This window comes from Pseudomonas sp. GW821-FHT12A04 (genome assembly GCF_058807755.1).
In genome coordinates this window covers 15,447-30,386 of record NZ_JBXAQZ010000010.1, presented here as the reverse complement: position 1 = coordinate 30,386, position 14,940 = coordinate 15,447, and the positions used below count along the sequence as shown (strand labels likewise).

At 59.1% G+C, this 14,940-nt stretch carries 12 protein-coding genes and 1 pseudogene; 8 read left to right on the top strand and 5 right to left on the bottom strand.

Translation table 11 applies throughout. The features are described 5' to 3' along the window. Positions 1–43 precede the first annotated feature (43 nt). A complete protein-coding gene (locus tag AC1RS8_RS16585; protein WP_157858923.1) occupies positions 44–211 on the top strand; it encodes a hypothetical protein in 168 nt (55 codons plus the stop codon). Further along, positions 184–320: pseudogene (locus AC1RS8_RS16580) on the top strand (methyl-accepting chemotaxis protein); the annotation flags it as partial. The gene AC1RS8_RS16585 and the pseudogene AC1RS8_RS16580, both read left to right, overlap by 28 nt. A 146-nt stretch (positions 321–466) precedes the next feature. Here the strand turns inward: AC1RS8_RS16580 and antC are convergent. The 3 genes from antC to antA are packed head-to-tail and all read right to left on the bottom strand — an operon-like array spanning position 467 to position 3,392. Beyond that, a complete protein-coding gene (gene antC, locus AC1RS8_RS16575) occupies positions 467–1,498 on the bottom strand; it encodes an anthranilate 1,2-dioxygenase electron transfer component AntC (protein WP_489338797.1) in 1,032 nt (343 codons plus the stop codon). An 18-nt stretch (positions 1,499–1,516) separates the two neighbouring features. After that, complete coding sequence (gene antB / locus AC1RS8_RS16570) at positions 1,517–2,005, bottom strand: anthranilate 1,2-dioxygenase small subunit (RefSeq protein WP_407515573.1); 489 nt, start codon at positions 2,003–2,005, stop codon at positions 1,517–1,519. A gap of 1 nt (position 2,006) precedes the next feature. Next, positions 2,007–3,392, bottom strand: a complete 1,386-nt coding sequence (gene antA, locus AC1RS8_RS16565; protein WP_489338796.1) for an anthranilate 1,2-dioxygenase large subunit — start codon at positions 3,390–3,392, stop codon at positions 2,007–2,009. A gap of 240 nt (positions 3,393–3,632) precedes the next feature. Here antA and AC1RS8_RS16560 point away from each other — a divergent pair, with 240 nt between their 5' ends. The 5 genes from AC1RS8_RS16560 to AC1RS8_RS16540 all read left to right on the top strand — a co-directional run bounded on the left by AC1RS8_RS16560 (position 3,633) and on the right by AC1RS8_RS16540 (position 8,489). After that, complete coding sequence (locus tag AC1RS8_RS16560) at positions 3,633–4,640, top strand: AraC family transcriptional regulator (protein WP_489338795.1); 1,008 nt, start codon at positions 3,633–3,635, stop codon at positions 4,638–4,640. A 174-nt stretch (positions 4,641–4,814) separates the two neighbouring features. Beyond that, positions 4,815–5,255, top strand: coding sequence for a CBS domain-containing protein (locus AC1RS8_RS16555; RefSeq protein ID WP_489338794.1), 441 nt, complete (start codon positions 4,815–4,817; stop codon positions 5,253–5,255). A 245-nt stretch (positions 5,256–5,500) separates the two neighbouring features. After that, positions 5,501–6,859, top strand: a complete 1,359-nt coding sequence (locus AC1RS8_RS16550; protein WP_489338793.1) for an MATE family efflux transporter — start codon at positions 5,501–5,503, stop codon at positions 6,857–6,859. A 251-nt stretch (positions 6,860–7,110) separates the two neighbouring features. Continuing rightward, positions 7,111–7,782, top strand: a complete 672-nt coding sequence (locus AC1RS8_RS16545) for a phosphoribosyltransferase (protein WP_489338792.1) — start codon at positions 7,111–7,113, stop codon at positions 7,780–7,782. Between the two features lie 137 nt (positions 7,783–7,919). Next, positions 7,920–8,489, top strand: a complete 570-nt coding sequence (locus AC1RS8_RS16540) for a YceI family protein (RefSeq protein ID WP_489338791.1) — start codon at positions 7,920–7,922, stop codon at positions 8,487–8,489. 336 nt (positions 8,490–8,825) lie between these two features. Here AC1RS8_RS16540 and AC1RS8_RS16535 read toward each other — a convergent pair whose 3' ends face one another. Beyond that, entirely contained in the window at positions 8,826–12,215 is a 3,390-nt protein-coding gene (locus tag AC1RS8_RS16535) for an Ig-like domain-containing protein (protein ID WP_489338790.1), read from the bottom strand. Between the two features lie 475 nt (positions 12,216–12,690). On the opposite strand from AC1RS8_RS16535, the gene AC1RS8_RS16530 reads away from it, so the two are divergent. After that, positions 12,691–13,413 carry a GNAT family N-acetyltransferase gene (locus AC1RS8_RS16530; RefSeq protein ID WP_102671368.1) on the top strand — a complete coding sequence of 241 codons (723 nt, stop codon included), beginning with the start codon at positions 12,691–12,693 and terminating at the stop codon, positions 13,411–13,413. Positions 13,414–13,731: 318 nt separating this feature from the next. On the opposite strand, the gene AC1RS8_RS16525 is transcribed toward AC1RS8_RS16530, so the two are convergent. Next, complete coding sequence (locus tag AC1RS8_RS16525) at positions 13,732–14,862, bottom strand: DmpA family aminopeptidase (RefSeq protein ID WP_154908699.1); 1,131 nt, start codon at positions 14,860–14,862, stop codon at positions 13,732–13,734. Positions 14,863–14,940: the final 78 nt, after the last annotated feature.

The following is a 14,940-nucleotide window of genomic DNA, read 5'->3' as shown; positions in this document are numbered from 1 at the left end:
CATTGTCACGAATAGGGACGACTGGGGCGTCGTAGAACAGCAGGTGGTTGAGCTTGCCCGGTTGATCCAGGGCGAAACCCTGCGCCTCGAACGTCGACGCGATGAAACCGACTTGTCGGTGACCGCCCTCAGCGAATTGGGCACCACCCTTCAGGAAGTTGCCAGCAACGTTCAGGCCGCCCATCCAGACAAACCAATCTACTGGCTGTGAACGCGGCTATTGAAGCAGCTCGCGCCGGCGAAGCGGGCAGGGGGGCAGTGTCGTTGCCGACGAGGTACGGCAACTGGCAACTCGGACTCAGGAAGGATTGGCGAGGATCTGCTCGTTCAGGCCAAAGCGCTACGGCATTTGGCAGATCGTTTTGATCGCTGAGAGTTCGACGGTGGGGTATTGATCAGTAGCGTCGGTGGATGATGAAAAAAGCACAGGAATATCTGGTCTGCACCAGATATTCCTCATGCAATCTCAATGCTTGGAATTGCTCCCGATGAATTTTTCGTAATACATCTGGAACCGCTCAATCTTCTGATCGCTGAACCAGGTTTTAACCGCTTCGACCATCGGCGGGGGACCGCACAGGTAAATGTCGAATGGATTGGCTTCGAACGACTGGCGGTCGAAGTGATCAGGAATCCAGCCGGTTTTACCTTTCCAGTGTTCTGATGGTTTCGACACCACCAAGTGATAATCAAAGTTCGCGATTTTATCGCGATAATCAGCCAGGCGTTGAGTTTCGCAGAGGTCATTATCCTGCGTGACGCCATAGAACAGTTGGATCGGGTGTCCGCAACCACCTTGTTCGGCAATGGTATCCAGCATTCCGAGGAAGGCCGAAAGGCCGGTTCCTCCTGCCACCAGGACGAGAGGCTTACTGACCTGGCGTAGATAAAAACTACCCAAAGGCGCCTCGAACTCGAGCACTTCTCCGGGGCGGCAATGCTCACGGATGAAGTTGCTCATCACTCCATCAGGCAACAGCCTGATGAGAAACTGAAGCTGGTTATTGGGGTTGGGTCGGTTGGCGAATGAGTAGGAGCGCCACTCATCGGTGCCAGGTACATGCAGTCGAGCGTATTGCCCCGGAAGAAAATCCAATTGCCGGGGGTGGGAGCAAGCGTCCAGATGAAGGATCGCCGTGGTGGCCGAAACCTGCTCCACACCGGTAATCACCGCTTGCAACAATTGAGTTGCCCCAGCGTTGCACAAGCTCGAATCGAAATCGAAATAGAACGACGCATCCGATTGCACGCGGGTCTGGCAAGAGAGCATCTTGCGTTGCGCCAGATCCTGTTCGGACAAAGCCTCGTCATCGACATAATCTTGAGTGTATCGGCCTGATTCGCAGCGCCCCTGACAGGTGCCGCAGACACCTTCGCGACAGTCCAGCGGGATGTTCACGCCATTGCGCAGCGCGGCGTCGAGCAGCAACTCGTTTGGCTTGACCTCGAAGAACGAGGTCTTGCCATCGGCGAAGCTGAAAGCGACTTTATGATTCATGACAGCGTGCTCCACAGCTCACAGGTGATAGAAATCAAGCACCGAGTTGATGGTGTCGTTGAGCAATACGATGTGCTTGCGAGTGATCTTCCAGCTGTCCGCGACGGGTCTGAGGTGGTAGGTCACATGGCCGTAGAACTGCTCGGACAACCCTTGTCGCGTGAAGAGCGTGACCCAGGCTGCCTTGACTTCAAGCAGTCCGTTATTGAGTTCGTTGATGCGCACATTGCTGATTTGATGCAAGGTGCGCGGCATCGGCGTTGAAGCCGCCGACTTACCCGTGCGCAAACGAAACACGCGATCTTCCAGACCGGAGCGGTTCGAGTAGTAAATCAGCGACATGCTGCGCTTGGGGTCGGTGGTGTACACATGCTCCGACTCCCATTGCGGCAGGTGGAACTCACTCTGCTCATCAAACAGGGCGATATAGGCGTCCCAGTCCTGTTGATCACACAGCTCGGCTTTACGGTAGAGAAATTGTTCGATGGAATACTGTAGTGCGCTCATTTCACACCTCCTTCAACTTCAGGGCTTTTTGTTCCAGACCTTGCAAAAGGAAGCGCTGCCAGGATCCGTGCTGATTGATGTAGAGCCCTTCATGGGTGAACTCGGTGCCGGTCAGTACCGGGTTGATACCCAGAACCTCGCTGTTGGGGGTGGAACCCTCGACCCACTTTTCACTGCCGCGAGACACTTCGTTCCAGCGCTCGAGGCGCGCCTGGAATCCGCGCTGGGCTTCGCGAAACTCAACCAGGTCGTCCGGGGTTCCCATGCCGGAAACGTTGAAGAAGTCCTCGAACTGGCGAATCCGGTTTTCCCGGTCGGCGTCGGATTCACCCTTGACGCCGATGCACTGGCTGGTGATCTCTGTCTTGTTCCAGGCCACCGGGCGCACGATACGCAGCTGTGAGCTGATTTGATCCATGAAGAACAGGCTTGGATAGATGTTGAGGTTGCGCAGGCGGTGCATCATCCACTCGGCTTGCTGCTGGCCATACTCCTCGATCAGACGCGGCATGACGGTGGCATAACCGGCGCGCACCGTTGGATTAGGCATGTCGCTGAACAAGAGGCTGTGGCCGTTCTTGAACGAGAACCAGCCGTCGTCGGTTTCTGCATCGCCGGCGCCCAGTTTGCTGTAGTCCAGAGTGTCGGAGACGCCGCCATTGGCGGCATTGACTTGTTGGCGATGTTGTACCGTGGAGACGTAGTTGTAGTGCACGGTGCTGACGTGATAACCGTCCAGACCGTTTTCGTGCTGCAGCTTCCAGTTACCGTCGTAGCTGTAGGTCGACTTGCCGGGCAATATTTCCAACTCGCCCGTAGGGGATTGCGCGACCATCATGTCGAAGAACACTTTGGCATCGCCCAGGTAGTCTTCCAGCGAATCGCTGCCATTGACGTCCAGGCTAATGAACACGAAGCCTTTGTAGCTTTCGATCCGGGCCTTCTTCAGGCCGCGGGTTGCCTTGTCGAAGCCTTCCGGATATTCGCCCGGGGCCTTGACCTTGACCAGGCGGCCATCACTTTTGTAGCACCAGGCATGGAACGGACAGGTGAAGGTCGACTGATTGCCTTTGCTGACGCGAGTCAGGGTCGCGCCCCGGTGCTGGCAAGCATTGATCAGCGCGTGGAGCTGATTGTTGCCATCGCGGGTGATGATCATGGGCTGACGACCTGCACGCATCGTCAGAAAGTCATTGGGGTTGGCGATTTCACTCTCGTGGCAGGCGTAGATCCAGTTCTTCTCGAAGATCAGTTCCATCTCCAGGTCGAACAGTTCCGGCTCGGTGAACATGTCACGGGCGACGCGGTAAATACCTTCGGCCGGCCGGAAATCCAGACAGCCTTGAATGTATTCCTGCCACTGAGTAATGCTTTTAGCGCTGTTCATCAGGTACACCCTTTTGTAGTTTTAGGCTCACCCCGATTGAAAGCCTTTCCGGGCGGTGCATCTATCCGGATTCGAGGCGATATCTATCCGTTTCTGAGGAGGGCGGGGCGTGCTTTTTCCGAGGGCCATACGGCGAGGTGTTTTTGTGCGTTTTCTTGATCATTACTGCATTATGCGGATAGCAGTCCCGAGGCCTGGGAAGTACGTTTGTAGCCAATCCGTAACCATTGTGGTGCTGCGATGAATCTGCAAACTCATGCGGGGACCGATGTTGAATTTCAAGACATCCATGCAGTGCGTCATGACCTGCAGAGTGCGCAGGCCTGGATGTCGAACATTTGCGGCCCCCACGAGCTCAAGGCCTCGTACCCCCAACGCATGCATTTTCAACATGCCGGAAATGTCTTGAAGTCGATGTCCACGGTGATCGGGTATATCGAATATGGTACCGATGTCACTATCGATATTGATGCGTCGGTGCTCAATAGCTATAGCATCAGTCTACCCATCAGTGGCGAACAGGAACTGCGAAAATCAAATGGCTTACTGATGTCCGATAGCGATAACGGATTGATCGTATCGCCTTATGATCAGCAAGAGCTTTCTATTACCGGTAATTGTCGAAAAATTCAGGTCGCAATAAAATGTGCAGCGATGCGCCAAGTGTTGGAAGAACTGTTACAGCGTCCGACCCAACAACCAATTGTCTTCGAAACGAGAGTAGGTGCAAGTGAGGGCGCGCCCGCAGCCTGGTGGCGGCTGGTCAAATACCTGCTAACGGAGATGGAGCAGGCGCGTAACTTTTTTGGTCATATCTCCATGGCTCGCGATATTGAAAAAGCGCTAATAAAGGGTTTTATATTGTCGCAGCCTAATAATTACTCGGGCGAGTTGGTTGGTCTTTCGCAAGGTCGGTGCCCTGAGTATTTATTTAAAGCCAAACAATTTATACATGAGCATGCCAGCGATGAAGTCGATTTGGACGAGTTAGGTCGCGCGGTCGGAGTGTCCCGCTTCAAACTATATGAAGACTTCAAGAAATACTTTGGCCTTACGCCAACTCTGTATTTGAAGCGTTTTCGGCTTGAGGCCGTAAGGCAAGCGTTGCTGGAGGGGGGCTCCAACGAAAATATTACTGCAGTGGCAATGCGCTGGGGGTTTAATCACTTGGGGCGTTTCTCATCCGATTACAAAAAAATGTTTTTAGAAGTGCCATCGAAGACGGTTGAGCGAAGTCGAAAGCTTTAATTTCAAGCAAGCACCTTGTGCGCGGTTTTACCATTGAAGCGTGTTGATCCACGATTTCAACAGATTCTTATGCTTGATTTTTTATTTTAACGAATTTTCTGTTTGTCTTTTTTATGCCGATTTAAGCGCCGGGCAGCGGATGCTTGCATTAAACAAAAACAAGAGAGAACCATTATGAAGACGGTTGCGCAGTTGCTTTGTATAAAGCCCGAATATAACCGGAATGTTCACACCATTGCACCGGAACAGATGGTTCTGGAGGCAGTCAGGACCATGGCTGAACGGAACGTTGGTGCGCTACCTGTCGTAGAGGACGGAGTCGTAGTTGGTGTTATCAGTGAGCGAGATTACGCGCGGAAGATGGTACTGAAAGGGCGCTCCTCGGCGGGTACACCCGTTAGGGATATTATGAGCTCACCAGTGATAACGGTGGACTCTCGTCAGAGTATTGAGGTTTGCATGAGTATTATGACCGATAGTCATCTTCGTCATCTGCCAGTTGTAGAAAACGAAAAGCTGCTTGGGTTGCTATCGATAGGCGACCTGGTGAAGTCAGCTATTGCAGAACAAGCTGATTTGATATTGCAACTTGAACGGTATATTCGCGGCCATTAGTTCTTGTTCCGCGTCTGGTACGGTCTGTCCCAGTCCGGGGCATAAGATGCTGGGACGGCTCATCGCTTCGGTCTCGTCAGACAAAAAAACGGGCAGACGTAAGATCCGTGTTGATGAAACTTCAGACCTTTCACCTCACGTCGCTGGAAATATAAACACAGACCTGAGATGTTCACGGCCCCTTGGATTCAGCCACCCACGCTATCCTTAATCATCGCTCCGGCCGTCGAGATGGACCTTCCCGAATGCAGACCCCAACCCCCCAACGCCCCCTCTGGAAAACCTACCTGCTGTTCCTCGCCCCCATGGTCCTGTCGAACTTCCTGCAATCCATGTCCGGCACGGTCAACAGCATCTACATCGGCCAGATGCTCGGCACCCAGGCCCTGGCGGCGGTGTCGGGGATGTTCCCCATCGTGTTTTTCTTCATCGCCCTGGTGATCGGCCTCGGCGCGGGCGCGGGGGTGTTGATCGGGCAGGCGTGGGGGGCGCGGGAGACGCATCTGGTGAAGGCGATTGCCGGGGCGACGTTGTTGTTGGGGGTGTTGATTGGGTTGGTGGCGGCGGTGGTGGGGAGTGTGTTTGCGCGGTCGGCGCTGGTGGGGTTGGGGACGCCGGCGGATGTGCTGGACGATGCGGTGGCGTATGCCCATGTGATGTTGTGGATCATGCCGTCGCTGTTGGTGTTCGTGTTGTTCACGCAGTTGCTGCGCGGGGTGAGCGATACGTTGTCGCCGTTGTTGGCGCTGGTGGTGTCGACCTGTGTGGGGCTGGCGCTGACGCCGGCGTTGATTCGCGGGTGGCTGGGTTTTGCGCCGATTGGGATTCAGAGTGCGGCGATTGCCGGGTTGGTGGGTAACCTGGTGGCGATGGGGTTGCTGGCATGGCGCTTGATCGGCAAGGGCCATCCGCTGGCGCCGGATCGCGAGTTCTTTGCGGCGATGAAGCTGGACGTGGCGATCCTCGGCAAGGTGCTGCGCATCGGTTTGCCCACCGGGTTGCAGATGGTGGTGTTGTCGCTGTCGGAGTTGGTGATTCTGGCGCTGGTGAACCAGCACGGGTCCCAGGCGACGGCGGCGTATGGCGCGGTGACGCAGATCGTCAATTACGTGCAGTTCCCGGCGCTGTCGATTGCGATCACCGCGTCGATCCTTGGGGCCCAGGCGATTGGGGCGGGGCGCATCGAGCGCATCGGGCCGATCCTGAAGACCGGGCTGATGATCAACGTGTGTTTGACCGGTGGTCTGGTGGTGCTCGGGTACTTGTTGTCGAGCTGGTTGCTGGCGTCGTTCCTCACTGAGGAGGCGACACTTGGCATGGCCGAGCACCTGTTGCATATCATGCTCTGGAGCCTGTTGGTGTTTGGTTTCCAGGCGATTATCGGCGGCATCATGCGCGCCAGCGGTACGGTGATGGTGCCGGTGGCGATTTCCATTGTGTGCGTGGTGGGCGTGCAGTTGCCGGCGGCGTATCTGCTGGATGCGAAGTTTGGATTGCAAGGGGTGTGGATGGCGTTTCCGGTGGCGTATCTGGGGATGCTGGTGTTGCAGACGCTGTATTACAAACTGGTGTGGCAGCATCAGAAGATTGAGCGGTTGGTGTAGGCGGAACGCTGCGGGAGGGGCATGCTGCTCACAGACCCATTGTGGCGAGGGGGCTTGTCGGGTCGCCGCACCGCCCCGTTTGAGTGCGAAGCGCTCACAAAAATCTGGATGTATTGTTAGATTTTGGGGGCCGCTGCGCAGCCCAACGGGGGCAAGCCCCCTCGCCACAGGTCCCTTGCCACAAAGCCCCTCGCCACAAAAGGACGGTGTGACTGAAAAAGACAGGCGCCATCGCCTGGGGAGGTTTTCAAATGAGCCCCTTGTCCCATTCCATCCTGCAAGACCGACCAGCAGCCGGGCGGCGTTTGATTGAGCCGTTGCTGCCTTACGCCAATCGCCCCGATGTCATCGTTCTGGCCTTGCCCCGTGGCGGCGTGCCGGTGGCTTATGAGGTGGCCACGGCGCTGAAGGTTCGCCTGGATCTGATGCTGGTGCGCAAGCTCGGCGTGCCGTCCCACCCGGAGTACGCCATGGGCGCGATTGCCAGCGGTGGTATCCAGATTCGTAATGAAGAGGCACTGCGGGTGCACCCGATTGATCGCGCCGCTTTCGACGCCGTGGTCGAACGGGAAAGCCGCGAGTTGCTACGCCGCGAGCAGGTCTACCGTGGCACGCGGCCGGCGGTGCAGCTCAAGGATCAGGTGGTGATCCTGATCGACGACGGCCTGGCCACCGGGGCTTCGATGAGGGCGGCGATCCAGGCGCTGCGGGCGCAGGCCCCATCACGCATCGTGGTGGCGGTGCCGGTGGCGCCGATCGAAACGGTGGAGGCGCTGCGCAGCGAGGTGGATGAGTTGATCTGTCCGCTGATGCCCGAGTGGTTCACATCGATTGGTCATTGGTACATGGATTTTTCCCAAACCTCGGATGCCGAGGTGATCGACCTGTTGCGGCGGGCGTGGCAACGCGGGGAGTGCGGGTAGCGCTGGCGGCCAGCGGCAGGTGGTCGCAAATCAACGGGTGAGGTGGAATAAACGCCGGTTGTTTGCTTTAGTCCATCTGATACCACCCGACTTGTGCGGCACGCCAACTCAGGACGGGATCCCTCCCGGAGAGCGTCATGAACCTTCGATCCGCGCGTTGCGTCGCTCTGGCCGGCACGTTGGTGTTCGGCCTGGTGCCGTTTGCTGAAGCCGTGGAATACAAGGATGTGAACGCCAGGGCCAGCACTTTGAGTTTCACCTATGAGCAGATGGGGTCGAGAGCCTACGGCACCTTTGGCAAGTTCAAGGCCAAACTGGACTTCGACACCGATAACCCCGGCGCCGCCCATGCCGCGCTGACCATCGACCTGAACAGCATCGACGCCGGCAACAGCGACGCCAACACCGAGCTGCAAAAACCGGCGTGGTTCGACACGGCGACTTATCCGGTGGCGACCTTCGAATCCACGTCCATCAAGGCCCTGGGCAATAACCGCTACACCATCACCGGCAAGCTTTCCCTGCGGGGGCTTACTCGGGAAGTGAGTGTACCGGTGCTGCTCAAATCCGAGAGCGCCATCGGCATCTTCGAGGGCCAACTGGTGCTCAAGCGTGACGACTTCAAGATCGGCGAGGGCGAGTGGGCGGACAGTGTGGTGTCCAACGAGATCAATATTCGCTTCCGGATGGTGGCGCCGCAGCGGTGACTGGGACCCCATCGATAGTTCCTCGGCCAATCATGTGACCATGCTGCTGGGGGGATGGAATGTGGTTTGTCTGATAGACCGAGGTGCCGCCATCGCGGGCAAGCCCGCTCCCACAAGGATCTTCAGCGAGCACATAAATTATGCTCGACGCAGACCCCCTGTGGGAGCGGGCTTGCCCGCGATGGCGGTGTAACAGTCAATACCAAGGCTGAGATCCATCAGGCACTTTGCGGATAGAGCGGACAGTCAACAAAACCCACTTCGGACCCACCGCACGCTGCACAAAAGAAAAACGCCCGATCCACATTGCATGGGCCGGGCGTCGATCAATCCGCTCTAGTTCGCCTTTATCGGCACCGTCACGGTTTTGCCGAAGGCCGATTTGATGGTCGCCGTCGGGCTAGGCGAGGGGCCGCTGCCGGCGGTCGTCACCGCTATGTTCCAGCGTGCGCCTGTCGGTGTCAGCGTCAGGACGGCGGCGCCAAGGTTCACCGTACCGGTTGTGGTCGTGGCCGTTGCCGTGATGGTATTGCCCGTGCCACGGGAGGTGGTGCCGGACAGGACCCAATACCAGCGGCTGTTGCTGCGGGCGGTGACGGTGGCGCTGGTGACGATCAGGCTCTCGTTGACCGGTGCCGAGACCGCCACGGACACCGTCGCCGGTGCCGACTCGGCGCCCTTGGCATCGGCGGCCCTATAGGTAAAGGTCGCGGTGAACGGCGCGGGGACCGTGGCCGGTGGTGTGTAGGTCACGCGCAGGCCATCGGTGCTGACCACGCCCTTGCCGGAGTCCGGTTGCTCCAGGCCCACCACTTTGAGTGGCACGTTACCGTCAGGGTCGCTGTCGTTGGCCAGCACGTTGATGATCACCGGTTGGCCGGTGTTACTGATGGCGCTGTCGGCGTTGGCGACCGGTTTTTGGTTATCGGGGTCCTCGACACGTTTATCGCCAGTGCGGAAGGTCGGCAGCGCGGCGGAATTGACGTAGGTGACGCCGTCCCAGCCGGGCAGGGGGGTTGGCATCAACTGGAACTGGCCCGGATTCTCGACATCCCAGCGCAGGAGCATGGAGGTGTCCTCGTGCTGGGTGTTGTGGCAGTGCTCCATGTAGGTCCCGGCGAATTCGCGGAAGCGGATCGCGATCTCCACGTCCACCGAACTGTCGACTTCTTGACCGATCCGATAGACGTCCTTGCGCGCCCATTTTTCCCATTCCGGCGGTGCCTTGCCGTCGCGCTTGAGGACGATGCCTTCTTCGAAGTGCACGTGCACCGGGTGGCTCCAGCCGTTGCCGCCGTTGATGATTTTCCACACTTCCAGGGTGCCGTCGCCGGAGAACCCGGCAGCGGTCGGGCCGGTAGCCAGTTGCGGAGCGGCGCTGATGATCCGAGGGTCCATCTGGTAGCCGAAACCGCCGTCGGTCTTGATGGTCCAGGGTTCTTCGTCGGTACCGTCGGAGCGGCCGAAAGTGAACTCGCGATGGCGCGCCGCCTTGAGCGTGGCTTGCACCGTCGGATCGTCACGGTTGAGGGTCAGCGGGATCATGCTTTTACCCACCGGCTGGCCTGGCTTGGCGGGTTCGTAGTCGGCGGGGTTCATGCTCACGTCCTGGCCGGCATAAGTCTGCACCACCATCTGCATGAACTTGCCCACCACCGGGTCGCCGGCGTCCCATTCCAGCCCTTTGCTGCCCAGCTTGAGCACTGCCTTGTACCTGCCGGACAAGACATCGGCCAGGCTCTGCGATGCAACCTCCGGCCCCTTGCCGTCGTGGTGCTCCATCAGGTTGACGAAGTACAGCTTGTCGCCGGTCTTGATCCCGTGTTTCGAGAAGTTGACGATGATGTCGTAACGCTCGGCGATGGCCAGGGTGGGCAGGATAGCGTTGTGGTCCTGCACATCGCCGTCGGCGTCCAGGTCCATGCTCCCGTCGAACGGCACCGCGTGTTCCATGAGATTGCCGTCGTTGGCGATCATATGGAACGGCACGCGGGTGTAAGACAGGCCGGAACCCGCCGGGCCGGGGAATTCGCCACCGGTACCGGCGATCTCACGCACCAGCGCGATCTTGAAGTAGCGCGACACCGAGCCATTGAGAATGCGGAAGCGATAGCTGCGCGCCCGCACGTTCAGGCGTGGCTGGTACTGCCAGTTGACGAGGATCTGGTCGCCGAGAAAACCATCGGTGTTGAACGGGTTGAACCACAGCTGGCCATTGGTATCCCAGGCCTTGTCGGCAATCATCAGGTTGACGTCATAGTCGCGGTTGCCCCAGGGCAATGCCGAACCGCTGGGCAGACGCAGGTTGACGCCGTCTTGCAGCGCTTCGTTGCCACGATCCATGGCGCTGTAGTAGTTCATCATCACCGCATTGCCCTTGTAGACGTTCTGCGCGGTGAAATCGAGCATGTGGTCGTGGAACCAGTGGGTGCTCATGGCTTCGCGCCAGTCGCCACGGATCTTGATGCTGCCGTTGTCGCAGGTCTTGAAGCCCGGCGTGGCATCGTTGACGAACAGGGTTTCACCCGGCGCGCAGGGGAACGCCGCGCGCGGATCCTGAGCGCTGGTGTTGATGGAGTCGTAACCGGCCAACTGGATCGGCCAGCGATAGTCGTAGTACTGCCCCGGAAAGAAAAACGCATTGGAATAGCCGTCGCTTTCGGCCGGGGAGTGGCCGTTGTGTTCGTGGGTGCTGAGGGTGTGCAGGCCGAACCCCATGTTGGCCGACGGATCGATCGGCAGGGCGTTGTAGTGGCGCATCAGCACCGGTTGGCCGTACCGCACCATCAGCAGTTTTGGCGGAAAGGTGCCGTCGAAAGTCCAGAGCGCCTTGTGGTTCTGAATCGGCATGTTGGGGTGAAAGCGGGTGTCGATGCCTTTGGTGGTGCCCGTTATGATCGGGGTGTCCGAGGTCTGGTTGTAGAGCCCGCCCGGCCCGAACTCACCGACGGCGTAGTTGTGCAACTGCCGGCGGTCGCGCATGCCGCCGTTGAGCTTGGCGCCGGCTTGAGCGGTCTTGAAGGCGACCTGTGGGTAGAACTCGTTCCAGCGCTGGTGCGACCAGCCTTTTCCTGGCGGACGACCTTCGGCCGGCGAGCCGACCGGATGGCGGTTGAGGAAGGCTTCGATCTGCGCTTTCCACGGGTTGCGGTCCAGCACGTTGGAATACTGCGCCGGAAACGGGTACAGCCCCGGCTGGCGCATGAAGGCTTCCAGCGCGGCGGCCGAAGGGCCGCTGCGGGCGATGTTGTTCGGGTCCTGCGTGGGCGCCGGGCCGACGATCGGAACCGGGAAAGTCAGGGGCGGTGCCGGCAGTGTCGGGTCGAGTTTTTCCGTGCCGAATTCTTCGAACAGCAGCAGTTGCTGAGTGTATGGCTGGGCCCCGAACAACGGGCTGGGCTTGCCGTTGGTGGGGATTTTGAAGGATGTCTGCAGGCTTGGCGGCAGCACGTTGTCGGTCGTTGGCGTGGTGCGGGTGCCGTACACACCATTGGGCAAGGCGTAGGAGCCCTGGTTGGTGGGAGGCATGGTCTCTATGGCATCCAGCGCGGCCTGGGGGTCGGCCGGCGGGTTGGTATACGCCGACGGATCTGTCGGCGGCGGCGGGCTGACATCGTCGAGCGGTGCTGCATTGACGATGCCGAGGCTGACGTTGATCAGCATCACAGCGGCGATGCCCGGTTTGCTGAAAAAGCCGAGCGATTTGAGGTCAGTTTTGTTTTTCATCTTGTTTCCTCGGGACGCGTCGGTGTGGCTGACGTTTGCAAAAACGCTCGATGCAATAGGTGCGCCAATCGCGGGGAAATTTGGGGGAAACAAAAACCTGTTTGATATCAAAAGGCTGGCGGTTTGGGTTTTGGTCCTGATGGCGCAGTAGGTGGGAATCCTCAACGTTGGGGGCTTTCACCCACCCGTTCTCCCCCGTTCATACCCGAGGTCGGTGTGGTGGTAACCGCTTTCGCGAGCAGGCGAGCTCCCACAGCAGATTGAGGTGTGGGCAATACCGCTGTCCCCTGAAGGAGCAGGCCTGATCGCGAAGAGGCAAGTTCATCCAGCACAATGTGTGCCGGACTCACTGTTGTCGGCCTTGAAAATGATGCGCATGGCTCAAGGAGGGTGGATGTCTGTCCATCACCTTCGGACCGGACGTGCCGGGCGCGCTATGATAGGCGGCCCTTGCCTCCCGGAGCCTGTCACCGCAATGCCCCTGATCAGCCATTTCAAGACCCCGTGCCCCGAGCACATCAATAGCCAGATCCTGCAGATGGTGGTCGACAACCTGACCGACATCAGCATGGTCGCGATCCCGCCCAGCAACCTGCTGTACAACCTCTATCAATACGCGATCGGCTATGAGGTGCACCTGTATCTGGAAGCGCTGAACGGTGAAAAAGGCATTGCCGTGGAGTTGATCGTCGCCACGGACGAAGACGACCCGCAAAAGGTAACGGGCTTTGTGCTGTACCTGCCGGTGCAGGACGACCCCGAGGCCTGCGGCGTGGCGTACATGGCAGTGCAGGCCGAGTATCGGCGCCAGGGCGTGGCCCGGCGGATGCTGCGGGAAATGGTCGGTCGCTACCCCCATGCCGAGCTGACCTGCTCGGTGGCCAAGGTGCCGTATTTCGAGGCGATGGGCTTTGAGGTGGTGGGCGTGCGTGCGACCCAGGTGTTGATGAACACTCGCGACCACGCTACCGCTGGCTTGATGGCGCTGCTGGATGTGGCGTCGATCTACAGCTCGCTGGAAGTGCGGCAGATTCATACCTACCTGCTGCAAAAACATGGCAAGCGGGCCATGACCGACGCGGAAAAACAGCGCGACCGGCATCTGGACCAGCTGACGCGCAAGGCCCAGGCGTTTGTGCGGGGGCGGTTGGGTGACGATGCGGTGCCGGCCGCTGGCCCTCGGTTGCGCCTGGTCTGATCGCACTCTCCTAACCCCCCACAAATCCCCCTGTGGGAGCGAGCTTGCTCGCGATAAGGCCGGGTCAGTCGACATTTACTGTGGCTGACCCCACCGCTATCGCGAGCAAGCTCGCTTCCACAATGAATAGTGTTGGTTTTCAGAGGTAAAAAAAGAGCCTCAAAGCTCTTGATGGGGAGGAAGTGGAGCCGTGAGGCTCAAGATGCGCATGAAACAAGTGGTGAGCTTGGTAGGGGTTCAGTTCACTCACCACCTACGCAGCGGCTTGCGCAAGCAAGCGGCTGCGTAAGTTCATCCTAAAAAGACCGAGTGTTTCACTCAAGTACCGCTAGTCGCATCCCCCGGCCAGCCGGCGCGGCGCAACGCCTTGAGCAAGGTTTCGGCATCCAGCCCCGGCACCCCATGCCCGTTGCCTTCGGCGGTGTCGGCGGCGAGCAGGGCATTGATGATGGCTTCTTCCACGGCTTCGGTGGCGGCCAGGAACAGCTCGCTGATGTGGTCGTTGTTGACCATGCTCAGATTGTGGGTGGTCGGTGCTTTCTTGCTCTCGTAGGCAGCCGGTGGCACGTGATCGTTACCGGTGGCGAAGGCGATGAAGATGTCGCCGCTGTGGTCTTCATTGCCGCCGCCGGTGCGGGCCAGGCCGAGGCTGGCGCGCTGGGCCAGGCGTGTGCACTGGTGCGGCAGCAACGGCGCATCGGTGGCCAGGCAGACCACGATCGAACCCATGCCCGGATGGGGCAAAGAGGCCTTGAGGAACGGCGAATCGACCTGTTCCATGTAGCGCCCGACCGGGTAGCCATCGACGCGCAACTCATTGCGAATACCGTGGTTGGCCTGGACAATCGCCCCCACTGTCCAGCCGCCCTGGGCACTGTTCAAGCGGCGCGACGCGGTGCCGATGCCGCCCTTGAATTCGTGGCAGATCATGCCGCTGCCACCGCCGACATTGCCTTCGGCCACCGGTCCGCCCGCCGCCGAACGCACGGCCTGGGCCACGTGTTCCGGCTTCACGTGAAAACCGTTGATGTCGTTGAGCAGGCCGTCGAAGGTTTCCAGCACCACTGGCATATTCCAGTAGAGGCGCCCGTCATCCGGCTGCTGCTCGCGGTCGAGCACGATCAGCGCGTCGCGCACCACGCCCAGGCTGTGGGTGTTGGTGAAGGCGATGGGGCTGGTCAGCAAGCCTGCCTCGCGTATCCACTCCAGCCCCGTGGCATCGCCGTTGCCGTTGAGCACATGCACGCCGGCAAAGCAGGGTTGCTGACTGGTGGAACCGGCGCGCGGTTCGATGACGGTAACGCCAGTGAGGATGTCGCGGCCATTGGCCGTGCGGCCTCGTACGTCGCTGTGGCCGACCCGTACGCCGGGGACGTCGGTGATGGCATTGAGCGGACCGGGTTGCAGTTGGCCGATCGGGATATTCAGGTCGCGGGCGCGTGGTTTCATGGTTTTTCTCATCTTCGATTCGTGGCAGAAAAAATATTTTTTGGACACCACGGACACTGTGGGAGCGAGCTTGCTCGC